The following is a 15,715-nucleotide window of genomic DNA, read 5'->3' as shown; positions in this document are numbered from 1 at the left end:
GGCGGGCCGAAAGGAGGTCACAGGCTTTCATGTTACGACGACTCCGCACGTGTGCCGCACTGATCCTGACGCTGAGCCTGCTGCTCGCCCTGGTGCCGGCACGGCCGGCGGCGGCAGCCGATGCGCTGAGCGACACCGAGGCGGTGGAGCTCCTTCAGGAGTACGGCATCGTGCTGGGCGACCCGGACGGCAACCTGCGGCTGGAGAGCACGCTGACGCGGGAGGAGGCCGCAGCGATCTTCGTCCGCTCGTATGGAATGTCCGACCTGGCACAGATGCTGGCCGCTGCGGTGCCGTTCCCTGACGCCCGGGGCCGGTGGAGCGCCGGAGACATCGCCATGGCCCACAAGCTCGGGCTGATGAAGGGCGACCCCTCCGGTCTGTTCCGGCCCACAGACCGCATCACTTATGCCGAAATCATGACCGTGCTGCTCCGCATGGTGGAGCAGGAACCCACGGGCCCGTGGGATCCCGAAGGGATCCTGGCCAGGGCCCGGTCGCTGGGCATCGCCCCCTCCGGGGTCGGCGCCCGCGAGAACGCCCTGCGCGGCCAGGTCTTCTGGTCGCTGGCCTCGACCCTGGTCAACGTGCCCCTGCGGGACGCGCCCAATCTGCTGCGCAAGCACGTCGACCAGGTTCCGCCTGAACTCACCGTCGACCCGGTGCGCACGCCCACCTCGGAGACGCGCGTCACCATCACCGGCAAGGCGGTGGGTGCCAGCCAGGTGCTGGTGGACGGCCAGCAGGCCGACTTCGACCGCAGGACCGGGGCCTTCTCCCACAGCGTCTCGCTGGCGCTGGGCGTGAATAACGTGACCGTGGAAGCGGTGGACCGGGCCGAAAACACGGCCTCGCGGACGCTCACCATCGAGCGCAAGGGCGTGGTCAGCCGCATCAGCATCGACGGGCCGAAGATCGTGCCCGCCAACAGCAACGTGCGGCTGGAGGTGAAGGCCACCGACAGCCGGGGCAACGAGCTCCCGCTGGAGGACCTGGAGGCCACGGTCTCCGGCAACCCGGCCACCTTCGACACCCGCACCATGACCCTGCGGACCACCGGGGAGACCGGGCGCGGCACCCTGACGCTCCGCTCGGGCAGCGCACGGGCCACGTACAGCTTCCAGGTCTACGGCCCGTCCGAGAAGGCGGCTGAGCTGGAGATCCTGGAGATCAACAAGGGCCACGCCCCGGCCGTCGGCAAGGAGACGACGGTGACCGTGCGGGTGCTGGACGAGAGCGGCAAGGTGGTGGCCGACGACTACTTCCGCACCATCACCCTGCGCACGTCCGGCCTGAGCGGCCTCACGGTGGCCGACAGCACCGTGCAGACCGAAAAGGGCGTCGCGACCTTCACCCTGAAGGCCTCCCGCACGGGCACGGCGACGCTCACGGTCTCGAGCCCGGGGCTGCCCTCGGTCGAGCGCGACGTGCAGTTTTTGGAGTCCACCCGCATCGTGCTCACCCCGTCGCCGAAGTCGCTGAAGCCCGACGGCTCCTCCAAGGCGACGATCCGGGCCTCCCTGGTGGACGAAAACGGCCGGTCGATCACCAACCGGTCTGACCGCGACATCCTGGTGGCGCTCACGGCCACGGGCACCGACGGGTACTTCACCAACGACCTGGCGGTCATCCCCCAGGGCCGCTCCAACTCCAGCGGCAGCGACGCGGTGTTCATCGCCGGCGAGATGCCCGGCACCGCCACCATCCGGGGCGAGATCATCTCGGACCACAAATACTCCGTGCAGACCCTCTCGCTCCCGGTGGACCAGGGCATGACGGGCTCCCGGTTCGACATCAAGTTCAGCCCGCAGAATCCGAAGCCCGGCGACCCGGTGACGGTCACGGTGGAGGTGCGGGACGGCTCCAACCGGCTGGTGACCACCGGCTCCTACGCCTTCCAGCTGAAGCTGACCACCAGCAACAACGACCGGCTGATCAACGGCATCCCCGAGGGGGTCACCCTCACCTTCCAGGGCTCGTCCTACAGGCCGGTGGATGACGGCCGCCCGGCCTCCGACCCGTACAAGGATCCCATGGCGGTGATCGGCCGCACCGAGAACGGCGTCGCCAAGCTGACGCTCATCTACGAGCGCAGCGGCACGGTGCGGATCACGCCGGTGCCGGTCAAGGCGACGTACGAGGCCTTCAACGGCGACAGCTTCGGCGGGGCGGCCTCCACGCTGGGCTTCTACGCCCCGACCCGGGAAGTCGACTTCGCCGGTTCGCCCGCCAAGGTCATCCTCACGGTCGACTCCGACCTGGGCAAGGACCAGCCCGGCGGCGCGGTGAAGTCCGCCAGGGCGCTCACGGTCAGGGCCAAGGTGGTGGACGCCTACAACAACCCGATTCCCAACTACCGGGCGCAGGCCACCCTGAGGCAGCTGCCCCACGGCGACGGCGTCACCCGCATCACCGGGGCCACGCAGCGCATGACCGTCGACGGCGTGGCCGAGTTCACGGTCTACGCGAGCGCGGAAGCCGGCTGGGACCAGTACGAGGTGACCGTCGGCAGCCTGAAGAGCGAGCCCCTCACGATCTCGGTGAACCGCACGGCGCCGCCTGCGCCTGAGGTCATCGCCATCCACGGCGTGAAGCAGGGCGGCCTCTCGCCGGTGGGCGGCTACGTGGGCCCCGACGCCGACTTCATGGAGATCACCCTGAACACCCAGGCTTCGCTCAACCCGGGTGAGCCGACCAACTACGTCACCGCGAAGGTCTACCGCAAGGGCGAATCCCGGCCGTTCTACACCAGCGAGGCGATCGACCTGGCCAATGGGGTGCCCACCATCCGCATCCCGCGCAGCGCCCTGAAGGTCGGCACCTACTACTACGAGGTCGTGGTGAACAACGGGGCGGGCGACAGCCCGCGGTCCCTGGCGCTCGACGACTACACCATGGCCACCGTGGTGAACTACAACTCCGACTACAAGCTGAACAGCGCCACCTACGACGCGGCGACCGGGCGGCTGACGCTCTCCACGAGCCGGCTGCAGAGCTCGGGCCGCGTGGATCCCGGCAAGATCCGCATCGTGGACGGCGCGGAGGTGCTCTGGCTCGACCCCGACGTGGTGGAGGTGACCTCCATCTCCTCCTCCTCCGTGGTCATCCTGCTGCACGATCAGGCCGCCGAGCTCACGCCTGACCGGTTCCACGGCTCCGACGTCTACGTGGAGGCCGACGCCGGCTGGTTCGTGAACAAGGAGGCCACCCAGTACGCACAGCCGGCCACCAAGGCGCCGGTGCGGCCGATGGCGACCATCCATGAGGCCGCCCTCGACCTGGACGGCAGGCGGCTCTACCTCTACGGCGAGGGCTTCCGCCAGGGCAACCTGAACCTCACCCTGATCGGCGTCACCGACGGCGCGCAGACGGTGAAGCTGACCAGCCAGGACAAGACGGCGGTCACGCCCACCGACCAGCAGATCGTCGTGAACCTCTCCAGCAACACGGCCTCAGCGATGGCGAACCTTTCCGGCTCCGGGCTCTACGTGGTGGCCGATGCCGGCTGGGTCGCCAGCAGCGGCAACCGGGTGGGCGCCATCACGGGCGCCATGGCGCCGGTCTACAGCCGGGCGACCGTGGTCCGGGCGGAGTACGACCGGGCGGACGGCATCCTGCGGCTCACCGGCACCAACCTGGGCGGCGCCGAACTCGACCCGACCAGGCTGCGCTTCGTCCTGAACACCCAGGACGGCGGGTGGTCGCCGACGCTGTCGGCGAAGGTCGTGGGCGATCCGGACACCGGTGTGATCGAGGTCCAGTTCGACCCGACGGATGCGGCGGAGTTCGTCAAGCGGTTCAGCGGCCGGGTGGTCTACATGAACACCCTGGAGGGCTGGCTGGTTGACGCCGCCGGGCGCAAGGTGCTGGCGCTGCCCGACTACTCGGTGCAGTTCACGGTGCCTTCGAAGTAGGTCTTCCAACCTTTCCCTGGCCGGGTGGAACGCTTACCGCGCCGCGCATTACAGGGATTTTCGGGCTCCTGTGGAATCTGTTTGGTGGGCGGATTTGGTTAGCGGCTCCACCCGGTCAGGTCTTGGCTTCCGGTTCCGCTTCCTTCAGGCTTTCACTACTGCCAGAGGAGGAATCGCAGACGATGTCACGAGTGCTCAAGAGATCATGGCTGGCCACGCTCGTGTGCCTGTCCCTCCTGATCTCGACCCTGGTGCCGGCGCTCGCCGCACCGGTGGGCCCCTCGTCGCAGGACGAGGCGATCGAGTTCCTGAAGCTCCACGGAATCGTGCAGGGCGATGAATTCGGGAGGATCAACGAAGACAGCAACATCACCCGTGCCGAGTTGGCGAAGATCGCCGTGGCCGCGAGCGGCCAGGCGGAGCTGGCGCCGATTCTGGCGAACGCTGTGCGCTTCGCGGACGCGAGGGGCCACTGGGGCGCCGGCTACATCGAGCTGGGCGCCCGGATGGGCCTGCTGAAGGGGCGCGACGCGAACACTTTCGATCCTGACGCCAACATCTCGTACGCCGAGGTGTACACCATCCTGCTGCGCATGGTGGGCCGCGAGCCCCTGGGCCCCTGGAGCCCGGCGACCATCATGCAGACCGCGGCGGAGCTCGGGCTGGCCCCCTCTGTGGGCGCCGAGGCCCTGGCCAACCTGCCTGCGGTGCGCGGGGTCATCTTCGAGTCGCTGGCCCGGGCGATGACCACCCTGCCGCTGGCCGACGGCAAGACCCTGGCGCAGAAGCACTTTGACGACCAGCCGCCGGTCCTCTCGCTCTCCGGCTCCATTCCCGAGGCCACGGTGGCCGAGTCCGTCACCATCTCCGGCACGGCGACCGGCGCCAAGGCGGTGCTGGTGAACGGCCTGCAGGCGGTCTTCCAGAACGGCCAGTTCAGCGCCGTGGTGCCGCTGCAGCCCGGTCCCAACGAGATCACCGTTGAGGCCTACGACCTGGCGGGCAACGTCGCCTCCAAGACCATTACCGTGACCCAGGGCGGCGAGGTCGCCTCCATCGCCATCAGCGGCCCGACGCACGTGAACGCGGGCGAGTCGATCACCCTCAACGTGGTGGCGAAGGACGCCCAGGGCCGCACGATGCCCAACAGCCTGCTGACGGCCACGGTGAGCGGCGGCCTCGGCACGTTTGACGTGGCCACCGGCAAGTTCACCGCCGGCACCAAGGCGGGCATGGCCACGATCACCCTGGCCAGCGGCAGCGTGACCGAGACCTACCAGGTGGCCATCCTGGGTCAGGCTTCGGAGGCTGCCGGGCTGCGGATCCGGCCGGTGCCCGCGGGCGCCTTCACGGTCGGCAAGACCGGCAAGATCGAGGTTGAGGTCGTGGACGCCGAGGGCAACCTGGTGGCCTACGACGGCGGCCGGAACGTCATCCTCTCCAGCCGCGATTCGGATCTGACCGTGGTCAACTCGGTGGCGCAGACCGTGGGCGGCGTGGCCACGTTCAACGTGACCGCCAGCGAGGTCGGCTCCTACCTGGTGACCGCCACGGCCATCGGCCTGAACAGCGACTCCATCGACGTGAACTTCGCCAGCAGCACCCGCATCGTGCTGGTGCCCACCACCGAGGGCCCCTACAAGGCCGACGGCGCCACCCCGGTGCGGCTGAAGGTCGAGCTGCAGAACGAGGCCGGCAACCCGGTGACCAACACCACCGGCGAGGCCATCCAGATCGAGCTGGACATCACGTCTGACGACGCGACCGTGACCCGCACGGTGACCATCGCCGCCGGCGGCCGCTCCGCTGAGGCGACGGTGATCCCGGGCGTCGACAGCGAGACCGTTACGGTGCGGGGCATCGTGACCAGCGGCCAGCCCTACAGCGTGATCCCGGTTTCGCTGCGGTTCCAGGAGATTCAGGTGGGTCGGCCGGCTAAGTTTGAGATCCTGGGCGCCGGTTCGGTAAAGCGGCCTGGCTATCCGGTGGAACTGCGGGTCGTCGTAGTCGACGCACAGGGTAACCGGGTCGAGACTGGAAACTATGCGTTCCAGGTTGAGATCACTACGTCGAACGACGAGCAGGTTATTGATGGTCTCCCTGACGGCGCTTACGTGTATCTCGGCAACACCGGCTTCGTGCCTGTGGAAGACGCCAGCGGCGGCGTGGTGGCCCGTACGCGTAACGGTGCGGCCACGCTGACCTTGGAGTACAACAAGAGCGGCTGGGTAACCGTGAAGGTCGTGGGCGTCCGGTCCACTTCGGAGGCCATCAGCGACAACGGTGAAGTGGGTCCTGCCTCATCCGGCACGGGCCTGCGGGGTGAGGTTACGGCCGTATTCACGTCCGGTGACCCTCACGAGGTTGAGTTGACTGCCGAGATTCCAACGGCGAAGGTGTCTGGGTTGAAGCCCGGTGTCCTTCGGGCGAGCCCGTCGTCCAGCATTCGTATCAGCGCACGAATCCTGGACGAAGAGGGCGGCCATCTCCCGCTCAACGGTGAGTCCATCAGGCTGGAGCGCACCGCTTCAGAAAACCCCAACAAGCCTGCGACGCGTGTGGTTGGCCAGAACAACTACACCACTGCTCGGTTTGTAGACGGCGTTGCCCAGTTTACCATTTACGGCACCGGCGAAGCGGGTTGGGATGAGTGGACCGCCAGTTTCGACGGTAAGGTAGCAACCATCAAGATCTATGCTGCGGCGAGCCAGCCCGATCGGCCTACCATCGTCGACATGGCCGGCTATCCCTCTTATACTGATAACCGTGTGCAACCTGACGATACCCACCTGCTGATTAGACTTGACAACGCCCCGGACGCTGGCTATGCAAAGGTCTATCGCAGCGGTAGTTCCACGCCCATCTTCATCGGCGGTCTTACCAAGGACGAACCCACCAACTATAAGGTCATCAAGGTGCCTCGTGACAAGCTTCCGACGTCTGACCGGTACTCTGTTGTGGTGAACAACGGCCACAGCGACAGCCCAAGGTCTGATGTCTACCCGACTGATTCGAGCGAGAGAGTGGTGTTGGAGGCCCCCCTGAAGGTCAACATCTCCCGCGTTAGGTTGAGTGCAACCAGCGAATATGAGCTTACGATTACCGCGACTGCTTCCGGTGTGCATAGCAGTGGCGAAATTGACTCGAGTAAGCTGTTGCTGGTAAACGAACACACCGGCTACGAGCGCCGCTTGAGCGGTGCTGAGTGCAAGCCATCCAGCGGTTCCTTTACGTGCGATCTGTCGTACTTCAACATCACCGGCGACCGGTTCTACGGAAATGTTGTACTGAAGACACTCGATGGTTGGTACCGCCGAGACTCCACAGGGCAGATTGCTCCGGCTGATGAGACCCTGTCGGACAACAGGGTAACGCCCACGCCCTGGATTGAGACCGTTTCCGTAGTGAAGAACGAAGACGGATCTGCACGGATCTACCTCGAAGGCTCAGGCTTTAGTGGGGCAACCATCTACCCTGAGAAGCTATCAATTGATGGTACGCCCCTGAAGGGCTCTTCCTTCAGGAACAACAACTCAACGCAGATCACTTTTACTGTCGATAAGGATACCATGGGCACCATCACGTTGACCTCTGGGTCTCGCCTGGCGGCAGATGCAGGGTGGCTTGACAGCAACGGGAAGAGTCTCCCCATCTTCGAAGGCGTTCCGATCTCAGCACGGGTCGATGTGCGTTCCATCTCCTACGATGATGTAACGAACACACTGACGATCCACGGTTCTGGTTTTGCAGGTGGCCAGGTGTTCTTGGAGAATCTCTCTGTTGTATCCCAGGGGGGTCAGGTAGTCCTCCCGAGTCTGGAGTGCCAGGATCCCACTAACGAGACCGAGGTCACCTATGCACCAACGGCCATTCAGATCAAGCTGTGCAGCGACTTGGCTGAAGAGCTTGAGGCAGCAAAGGGCACGGTTTACCTCCGGTCATCTGGTACTTGGTTCAAGATCGATGATCTTGCCGCTCCGGCACTTCCTCAGGATTTGATGCTCTACCTGTAGGGCGTATCCCTGCGGGACACGAAGAACCGCCTCCTAGAGTCTAATCTCTAGGAGGCGGTCTTCTGTTGTTGGATCGGTTACCGCCGAAATCTCTCGCTCAGAGGGCCAACTTTGTCACCTGTCTAAGAGGTGGCCAAGTATGCCAACCGGACCGACGTACCTCGTTATCTACGCCAGAAACCAGTCCCTGCTCGGGTGCTCACGCCGGAGTTTCAACGGGAGATTGAAGGACTTCTGGCCGAAAACGAGACGCTCCCGCGAAAGCAGCGGTGGACTGGCCAGACCATCTGTTGTTGCCCGGATTATTTGTCAACATGTGCTGAACATCGTGCGCTTGTGCAGGACAGAGAATATTGAAGATATAATCATCAGGAGAGGGGCTGTCCTCTCCGTTTTGGTACGACAGGGGACAAATATGAGAGCCTGCCCAGGCCTGTGACTTGGCGATCCACCTGGGCAGGCTCTCCCCACAGGGCGGAGTGCACCTGTGTATGTGTATCTTACTTCCCCTGGGCCAGAACGTCCAGACCTATCTTCGCAAATATGGCACTTGCGGGCCGGACCTGCCCCTGCACTGCCCAGGCTGCGGTGGTCGAATGCGGCGGCATGGGCGGTACTGGCGCTGGGTCTTTACTGCGCACCAGAAGGCGTACATCCCGATTTACCGCTGGTGGTGTCCAGGGTGCCGTAAGACGTGCGCCATCTTGCCTGACTTTCTGAAACCGTACGCCCGATTCATCACGCTGGTGCGAGAAGCCGTGGTTCGCGGGCGGGTGCGGCGGGGGCTGCCCTGGAGCACCCTGGCCCGGCGACTGAGCAGCCCGACGGTCAGCTGGCTCTCGGAAAAGACGCTCAGACGCTGGCTTGTCAGGGCGAGAGCGCTGGCCGGAGAGTGGAGCCAGTACCTTGCCGAACGGGTTCTGCGCTTCTGGCCGGACACAGACCTCGATGCCCTCACCCCCCGGCGGGAAGGTCCGGACGCCGCGCTCCACTTCCTGCTGGATGTGGGGGACTGGTACCGCCGTCAGATGGGGCGGCGGCCGGAGGAACACGGCGGAGTGTTTGCTGCGCTGAACCGGCTGGGTGAAGGCACGGCTTCCCTCTAGCACACCACAGAGTCTGTCCGTCGCCTTCCCGCAGGCTGGCGTGCCACAATGGCGCCAACCTGGCAAGGGAGGGACTCACCATGGACGAACAGCAGCGCGACGAGATTGCCGCTTTTCGGTGGCAGCTCATCGCACCGGTTGTGGCGGAGGATGTGACCCGGCTCGAACGGCGGCGGATTCTGCAGCAAATCGCCCGCCAGCACCACCAGATTCCGCACAGCGACAAGACCCGGGTCAGCGTTCGCACCTTGGAGCGTTGGATCGCCGCCTACCGGCAGGCCGGCTTCGACGGGCTGAAACCCAAGGTGCGGGACGACGCCCGCAAGGGCCGTGTCATCACACCGGAGATTCTGGAGCACGCCATCGCTGCCAGGCGGGAAGTGCCGGAGCGCAGCGTGCAGCAGATCATTGACACCCTGGAGAAAGCCGGCGTAGTTCCGCCGGGGCTGCTCCGGCGATCCACCCTGTCGCAGCATCTGGTGCGGGCGGGCTACAGCCGCAAGGCTATGCTTAGCCGCAAGCGCAGGGCGACCTTCCGGCGCTTTGAAGCGGCCCACCGCAACGACTGCTGGCAGGGCGACGTGTGTCATCTCCTGAACCTGCCGCATCCGGACAGGCCCGGCAAGACCCGTAAGGTCTACCTCATCGCCTTCATCGACGACTACAGCCGCATCGTCTACGGGCAGATGTACTGGGAGGAGAAACTGCCCCGCCTGGAGGACTGCCTGAAACGCACCATCCTGCGCTACGGTCTCCCCCGGCGTATCTACGTGGACAACGGGGCGATCTATTCCGCCCGGCACCTGGCGCGCATCTGCGGCCGGCTGGGCATCCGCCTCACCCATTCCCGGCCATATCGACCGCAGGGGCGAGGGAAGATCGAGCGTTTCTTCCTTACCGTACAGAAGAGCTTTCTGCCGGAGGCACAGCAACTCATCGCCGCCGGCCAGCTTGCGACCCTGGAGCAGCTCAACGAGCTGTTCTGGGCCTGGCTGGAGGTGGCGTACCACAACCGGGTGCACGGCGTGACCAAGCAGACGCCGCGGCAGCGGTTTGAGGGCGACACGGAGCCGCTGCGGCGAATTGACCCCAGTGCACTCCGTGAGGTCTTCCTCTGGGAGGAGGAGCGCGTGGTGGACCAGACGGGCTGCTTTTCGCTCTATCGCAACCAATACGAGGTCGACCCGGCCCTGGCCCGCCGGAAGGTCACGCTTCGCTACGACCCGTACGACCTCAGCCAGATCCAGGTCTGGCACGAGGGGAAGCGCTTTGCCGACGCCGTCCCGCTAAAGCTGCACCGTACCCGGCACCGGTCGGTATCCCCCGCAGCCGAACCAGCTGCAGCTGCACCGAAGACCGGCCTGAACTTCCTCACGCTGGCCAAGAAGCAGCATGACACCGAAAGGCGGAGGCGGCTGGGTGAGACCGCCTACACCCGGCTGACGCAACCGAAGGGGGGCCAGAACTGAGTGCTGGCCGCGTTCTTTGGCTTTCGCGTCCTGCCCTTCAGCAAGGAGATCCCGACCACCGACCTGTTTCCGTGTGCACAGCACCAGGAGCTGCTGGCCAGGCTCCAGTACTGCGTGCGCCACCGGGCGTTCGGCCTCATCACCGGTGAGGTGGGATCCGGCAAGACCACTGCGATCCGTACCCTCTACGACCTGCTGGATCGCAGCCGGAATCCGTTTGTCTACATTGCCGACTCCAAGCTCACGCCCACGGCCTTTTACCGCGACGTGCTCACCCAGCTCGGTGTCGCCGCACCCTACCACTTCCTGAGCCGAGAGGCCCGCCGGCTGTTTGAGCAGACCATCCTGGACGGCTACCGGCTGCACGGGCTGCAGCCCGTCATCGTCTTGGACGAGGCCCATCTGCTGCCGCACGCCATGCTGCAGGAAGTGCGGTTCCTGCTCAACTTCCACCTGGATTCGGCCTGTCCCATGACCTTTCTGCTGGTGGGCCAGTCCGAACTGCGCGGCATACTCCGCCTGCGCACCTTCGAAGCCATCGCCCAGCGCGTTCAGGTGCGGTACCATCTGGGGCCGCTGAGCGAGGAAGAGAGCGTCGCCTACATTCGGCACCACCTGCGCAGGGCGGGCGTCGACCACGACATCTTCTCGGAACAGGCGCTGCAGAAGATCGCCGCCGAGTCCCGCGGGCTTCCCCGGGTCATTAACACACTCTGCACCAATTGCCTGCTGGACGCCTGCTCCCGTGAACAGCGCTTTGTGTGTGTTTGATAACCTAAAAGGGAGCCATTTGGGGGCCATTTGATCACGTAAAAGTGAGCCACCTCAATCTTCCAAACCTGTAAACTGGGATGTACCGCATTTCCAGTTTGCAGGGGTGAAAGGATTGAAGATCGAGATGGCTCATGTTGAGCGTATCAGATGGCTCCTTCATGTGGAAGGGAAATCGCAGCGACAGGTGGCGAAGGCGCTCGGAATCTCTCGGAAAACAGTCGCTAAATACGCACAGCTGACTAAAGTGCCGCGCTACCAGCGGCAGAAGCCGGCTCAGCCCGTGGTGCTGACCCCGGAGTTTCAGGCAGAGATCGAGCGGCGACTCGCGGAAAACGAGATTTTGCCCCGCAAACAACGGTGGACCGGAAGGACTATCTACGAGGACCTGGTTGCCCTGGGCTACCAGGGCAGCGAACCTACCGTCCGGCGTTACATCGCCAAGATCCGGAAGCTGAAGCGAGTGCAGCCGGCCTTCATCCCCCTCGCCCACGACCCCGGTGAGAGCATCGAGGTGGATTGGGGTGAGGCGGTAGTGGTCCTCGACGGTGCAGAAGTCACAGTCCAGATCCTGTGTGTCCGCTTACGTTGGAGCGGCATGCCGGTTGTGATTGCGTATCCGACTCAGCGGCAGGAAGCCATGTTCGACGGCCTCCGGCGGGCGCTGGAGCGCTTGAGCGGAGTTCCCCGCCGTATGACCCTGGACAACCTGAAGCAGGCGGTGAAACGAATCCTGGAAGGCCGCAACCGGGAAGAGCAGGATGCCTTCCTGAGCTTCCGCACCCACTACCTCATCGACAGCAACTTCTGCAATCCGGCTTCCGGTAACGAGAAAGGCTCGGTAGAGAATCTGGTCGGTCTCGCCCAGCGTTACATCGTCGGGCCACACCGGGAAGCCAGAACCTGGGACGAACTTAACGCCATTCTGTGGCAGCGGTGCCTGGAGTATGCCAGGCGTATCCCCCAGGGCTCGACGCAGTCCATCCTGGAGCGCTGGGAGGAGGAGAAGAAGTACCTGCGCCCTCTCCCTGCCCGGCCATTCGATTGCTGCAAGGTGGCGCTGGTTTCCAGCAACAAGGTGTCCTGCGTGACGTTCGAGACCTGCCGCTACTCCGTACCGGTTCAGTATGCGAACCGGCCACTGCAAGTGCGGGTCTACTGGGACCGGATCGACATTTACGCCGGGCAGGAGAAGATTGCCAGTCATCTCCGTTGCTACGAGCGCAACCGGGAGATCCTCGATCTGGACCACTACCTGGAACTCCTTCACGTAAAGCCAGGGGCGCTAGAGCAGGCGAAGCCCTACCGGATGGCGCAGCTTCCGCCCGTTTACCACCAGTTCCGGGCCGAGATGCAGGCGCAGGGCCGCAGTGACCGGGAGTTCATCGAGATCCTTATGCTGCACCGCGCCTATTCGGTTTCAGAGGTAAGTACCGCTCTGGAGCTGGCCCTGGCCCAGCGAACGGCTTGCTACACGGCTGTCAAGCAACTCCTTGCTGTTCAGCCGGATCTTGGAGCCGAGGCATCGACCTCCACCGCCGGGGAACTGGCCGGCATTCGGGTCCAGCAACCCTCACTGGCCGAGTACAACCGGCTCCTGAAAGGGGGTGTGGTGCATTGAGCCAGGAACTCCTGCTGGACTACTACCTGAAGCGCCTGAAACTCCCCACAGTCCGGCGGCTGTACAAGGAGCTGGCGCGGGATGCAGCAGAGCACAACAAGACATTTGAGGAGTACCTACAAGCGCTCATGGAACAGGAGGTGATCCATCGGGAAGACAACCAACTCCAGCGCCGTCTCAAGGCCGCCGGCTTCCCTGTTCCCAAAACACTGGAGTCCTTCGACTTCACGGTCATGCCGTCCGTGAACAAGGCCAAGATCCTGGCGCTGAGCAAGAGTGAATACATCCGGGATCGGGAAAACATCCTCCTTGTTGGAAACAGCGGGACAGGTAAGACTCACCTAGCTACAGCACTCGGCATCGCAGCGTGCCGGCAGGGTGCGTATTCCGGTCAAATCGACCAGTGATTCCGGTTCAAGCCGACCACCGGTTCTGATCCAAGTCGACCGCCGTTTCCGATTTCATCCGGCCAGCGCGGTGGCACTGAGGGGATGGAGCGAAGTGGCGATGGCTGGGCAGCGCTAGCCCATGGTTAACTCGGATGTCTGGAGGTTCGCTATCTTCCGCATGGATTCCCCCTTCAGGTTCAGTTTGTGCGCACCATGTACCAGGCGGTCCAGGATCGCATCGGCTACGGTAGCGTCGCCGATCACACTGTGCCACGTTTCGACCGGCAACTGCGAGGCAATCACTGTCGACCGTGCCTGTGTACGATCATCGATGACTTCAAGAAGGTCTCGGGATTCCGCCACAGAGATGGGAGCGAGACCCCAGTCGTCCAGGATCAGTACATCGGTCCGGGCCAGGGTGTTGAGGATGCGGCGAAGGGAGCCGTCAACCCGCGCGGTAGCCAGCTCGGCAAGGAGTCGCGGCACCCGGTAGTAGCGAACGGTGTAGCCGTGCCGGCAGGCGGCGTTGCCCAGAGCGCACGCGAGAAACGTTTTCCCCACACCGGTGGGTCCAGCAATCAGGATGTGCTGGCCGTACTCGACCCACTGGCATGCGGCGAGGCTCCGCATGACGGTTCGGTCCAGGCCGCGCGGATGCTGGTAGTCAACATCTTCCATGCATGCGGCCACGCGGAATTTCGCCTCTTTGAGAAGCCGAGCCAGGCGCCGGTTTTGCCGGTCGAGCCATTCCTGATCCACGAGGAGTTCCAGACGTTCCTCGAACGACAGGGACTGGAGTTCAGGTTGCTGCTGTTGGCGCACCAGGGCGTCAGCCATGCCGCGAAGCCGCATTTCCCGAAGCCTTTCAATCGTCGTCTGCAAGGGCATTCGTTACGGCCCTCCCCCTGCGTAATAGTCGGGGCCCCGCAGATTGGGATGCACCGGAGTGGCTTGGTTGTCCGGCGGGCCAGGCAGCGGCGCTTGATCCAGGTTATGGGCCAGGATGGACTTCACACTGCTGTAGCTGAACGTCCGGGCCGCACATGCCCGGGCGGCGGCCGCTTCGAGACGGTCGGAGCCATACTTCCTGGCCAGGTGGATGATGCCAAGGCACGACCGGAAGCCCTGCTCCGGATGCGGCTTCTCCTCCAGGATCGTCACCACCAACTGCGCCGTGTGGGGTCCGACCGATTCCGCCCAACGCCGCAACTTGGACGGGGTCCATTCCCGATGCCGGCGGTGGGAGGCTGGCATGTGCTGAATCTGGGTGACGGACCGTCCACGGCCGGTCGCCCGTGGATGGCAGGCTACTCGTTTTCCCCGGTGCAAGATTTCCACCAGGCCGTCCGTGAGGCGGATATCCACCGTCTCCCCAACCAACGGGTACGGGACACTGTAGTAGTTGCGGTCGACCTCGACATGGTAGTCGAGATTGACCTTGGCTTTCCGCCACTCAGCAAACTCATAACGCTGCGGCGGTAAAGGGCGCAACGCCGGCTTGTCCAGCGTTTCGTACAGGCTCCGGCGCGTTCCTTCGAGTTTTTGGAACGGTCGGTCGTTGAGTCTGGCCACGGCCTCTCGAATTGCCCGGTTCGCGTCGTGAAGACTGAAAAAGGTGTGGTTCCGCAGGGCGGCAAGAATCCAGCGCTCCACCACCAGGACCGCGTTTTCGACTTTCGCCTTATCCCTGGGGCTGCGGGGTCTTGCCGGAATGACCGCAGCGCCGTAATGGGCCGCCATTTCCTGATAAGCCGGGTTGAGATCCGGTTCGTAGCGGCAAGCGCGGGTGACGCCGGCCTTCGGATTGTCCGGCACGATGATCTCTGGAACGCCACCGAAGAACTCCAGGGCGTCGCAGTGGGCTTTGATCCAGGAACGCAGGTCCTGAGCCGGATAGGCCTTGGCAAAGGTGTAATTGCTGGCCGGCAGAACGGCAACAAAGATCGGAGCCTGCCAAACCTCTCCCGTCTCGCGGTCATGAATGGGCACGGTATCGCCGGCGAAATCCACCTGCATCTGCTCACCTGCCCGATGCGGTTGCCGGAGAACGACATCGAGCTTGGAACGCCACTGCCGGTATCGCTGGCAGAACTGGCTGTACTGCAGCCCATCTGGATGATTCTGCTTATATTCCCACCACAGGAGCTGCAGGGTAACCCCTTTTCGGGCCAGTTCCCGGTGGATGTAGGCCATGTCTGGCAAGGGCCGCTCTACTAGCCCTTGGGGGTTTCCTGGGTAAAGCTTGGCCTCAAGTTCTGCGTCGTCGATGTTCGGCAGCGGCCAGGAAAGGCCGGAGCATTCAAACCGCTGAAGCATGTCCAGCACGGTGCTGTGCGAGATCGAGAGGCTCCGGGCAATCTGCCGGGCGGAGAGCCCGACCTCCCACTTCAAGCGAAGGATCTCTCTGATCTTGCGCATCGACAACCTCCGAT

At 64.1% G+C, this 15,715-nt stretch carries 9 protein-coding genes; 7 read left to right on the top strand and 2 right to left on the bottom strand.

Annotated elements, in window-relative coordinates; translation table 11 throughout:
- The first annotated feature begins 29 nt into the window (after window positions 1–29).
- The 7 genes from ACZ45O_RS14390 (at window position 30) to ACZ45O_RS14360 (ending at window position 13,301) form a co-directional block, all read left to right on the top strand.
- Entirely contained in the window at window positions 30–3,914 is a 3,885-nt protein-coding gene (locus ACZ45O_RS14390; RefSeq protein WP_464853922.1) for an S-layer homology domain-containing protein, read from the top strand.
- A gap of 182 nt (window positions 3,915–4,096) precedes the next feature.
- Window positions 4,097–7,927, top strand: coding sequence for an S-layer homology domain-containing protein (locus ACZ45O_RS14385; protein ID WP_464853920.1), 3,831 nt, complete (start codon window positions 4,097–4,099; stop codon window positions 7,925–7,927).
- Between the two features lie 491 nt (window positions 7,928–8,418).
- On the top strand, window positions 8,419–9,033 hold the full coding sequence (locus ACZ45O_RS14380) for a DUF6431 domain-containing protein (protein ID WP_083765873.1): 615 nt from the start codon (window positions 8,419–8,421) through the stop codon (window positions 9,031–9,033).
- 80 nt (window positions 9,034–9,113) lie between these two features.
- The gene (locus tag ACZ45O_RS14375) at window positions 9,114–10,502 is read left to right on the top strand and encodes a transposase (protein ID WP_464853918.1); all 1,389 of its coding nucleotides are present in this window, start codon (window positions 9,114–9,116) and stop codon (window positions 10,500–10,502) included.
- Complete coding sequence (locus ACZ45O_RS14370; protein WP_464853916.1) at window positions 10,503–11,273, top strand: ExeA family protein; 771 nt, start codon at window positions 10,503–10,505, stop codon at window positions 11,271–11,273.
- Window positions 11,274–11,400: 127 nt separating this feature from the next.
- The gene (istA, locus tag ACZ45O_RS14365) at window positions 11,401–12,894 is read left to right on the top strand and encodes an IS21 family transposase (RefSeq protein WP_464857784.1); all 1,494 of its coding nucleotides are present in this window, start codon (window positions 11,401–11,403) and stop codon (window positions 12,892–12,894) included.
- Window positions 12,891–13,301: an ATP-binding protein gene (locus ACZ45O_RS14360; RefSeq protein ID WP_464853914.1), complete on the top strand. Its 411-nt coding sequence runs from the start codon at window positions 12,891–12,893 to the stop codon at window positions 13,299–13,301. Before istA (ACZ45O_RS14365) ends, ACZ45O_RS14360 begins: the two co-directional genes overlap by 4 nt.
- Before the next feature lie 114 nt (window positions 13,302–13,415).
- Here the strand turns inward: ACZ45O_RS14360 and istB are convergent, their stop codons facing one another.
- Window positions 13,416–14,171 (bottom strand): IS21-like element helper ATPase IstB, encoded by a 756-nt coding sequence (istB, locus tag ACZ45O_RS14355; protein ID WP_464853912.1) that lies wholly within the window; start codon window positions 14,169–14,171, stop codon window positions 13,416–13,418.
- A 3-nt stretch (window positions 14,172–14,174) separates the two neighbouring features.
- Window positions 14,175–15,701, bottom strand: a complete 1,527-nt coding sequence (istA, locus tag ACZ45O_RS14350) for an IS21 family transposase (protein ID WP_464853911.1) — start codon at window positions 15,699–15,701, stop codon at window positions 14,175–14,177.
- Window positions 15,702–15,715 lie beyond the last annotated feature (14 nt).

The organism is Symbiobacterium turbinis (assembly GCF_055383075.1).
The sequence above is the reverse complement of the archived record's forward strand: the minus strand, read 5'-3'. Positions and strand labels throughout refer to the sequence as shown.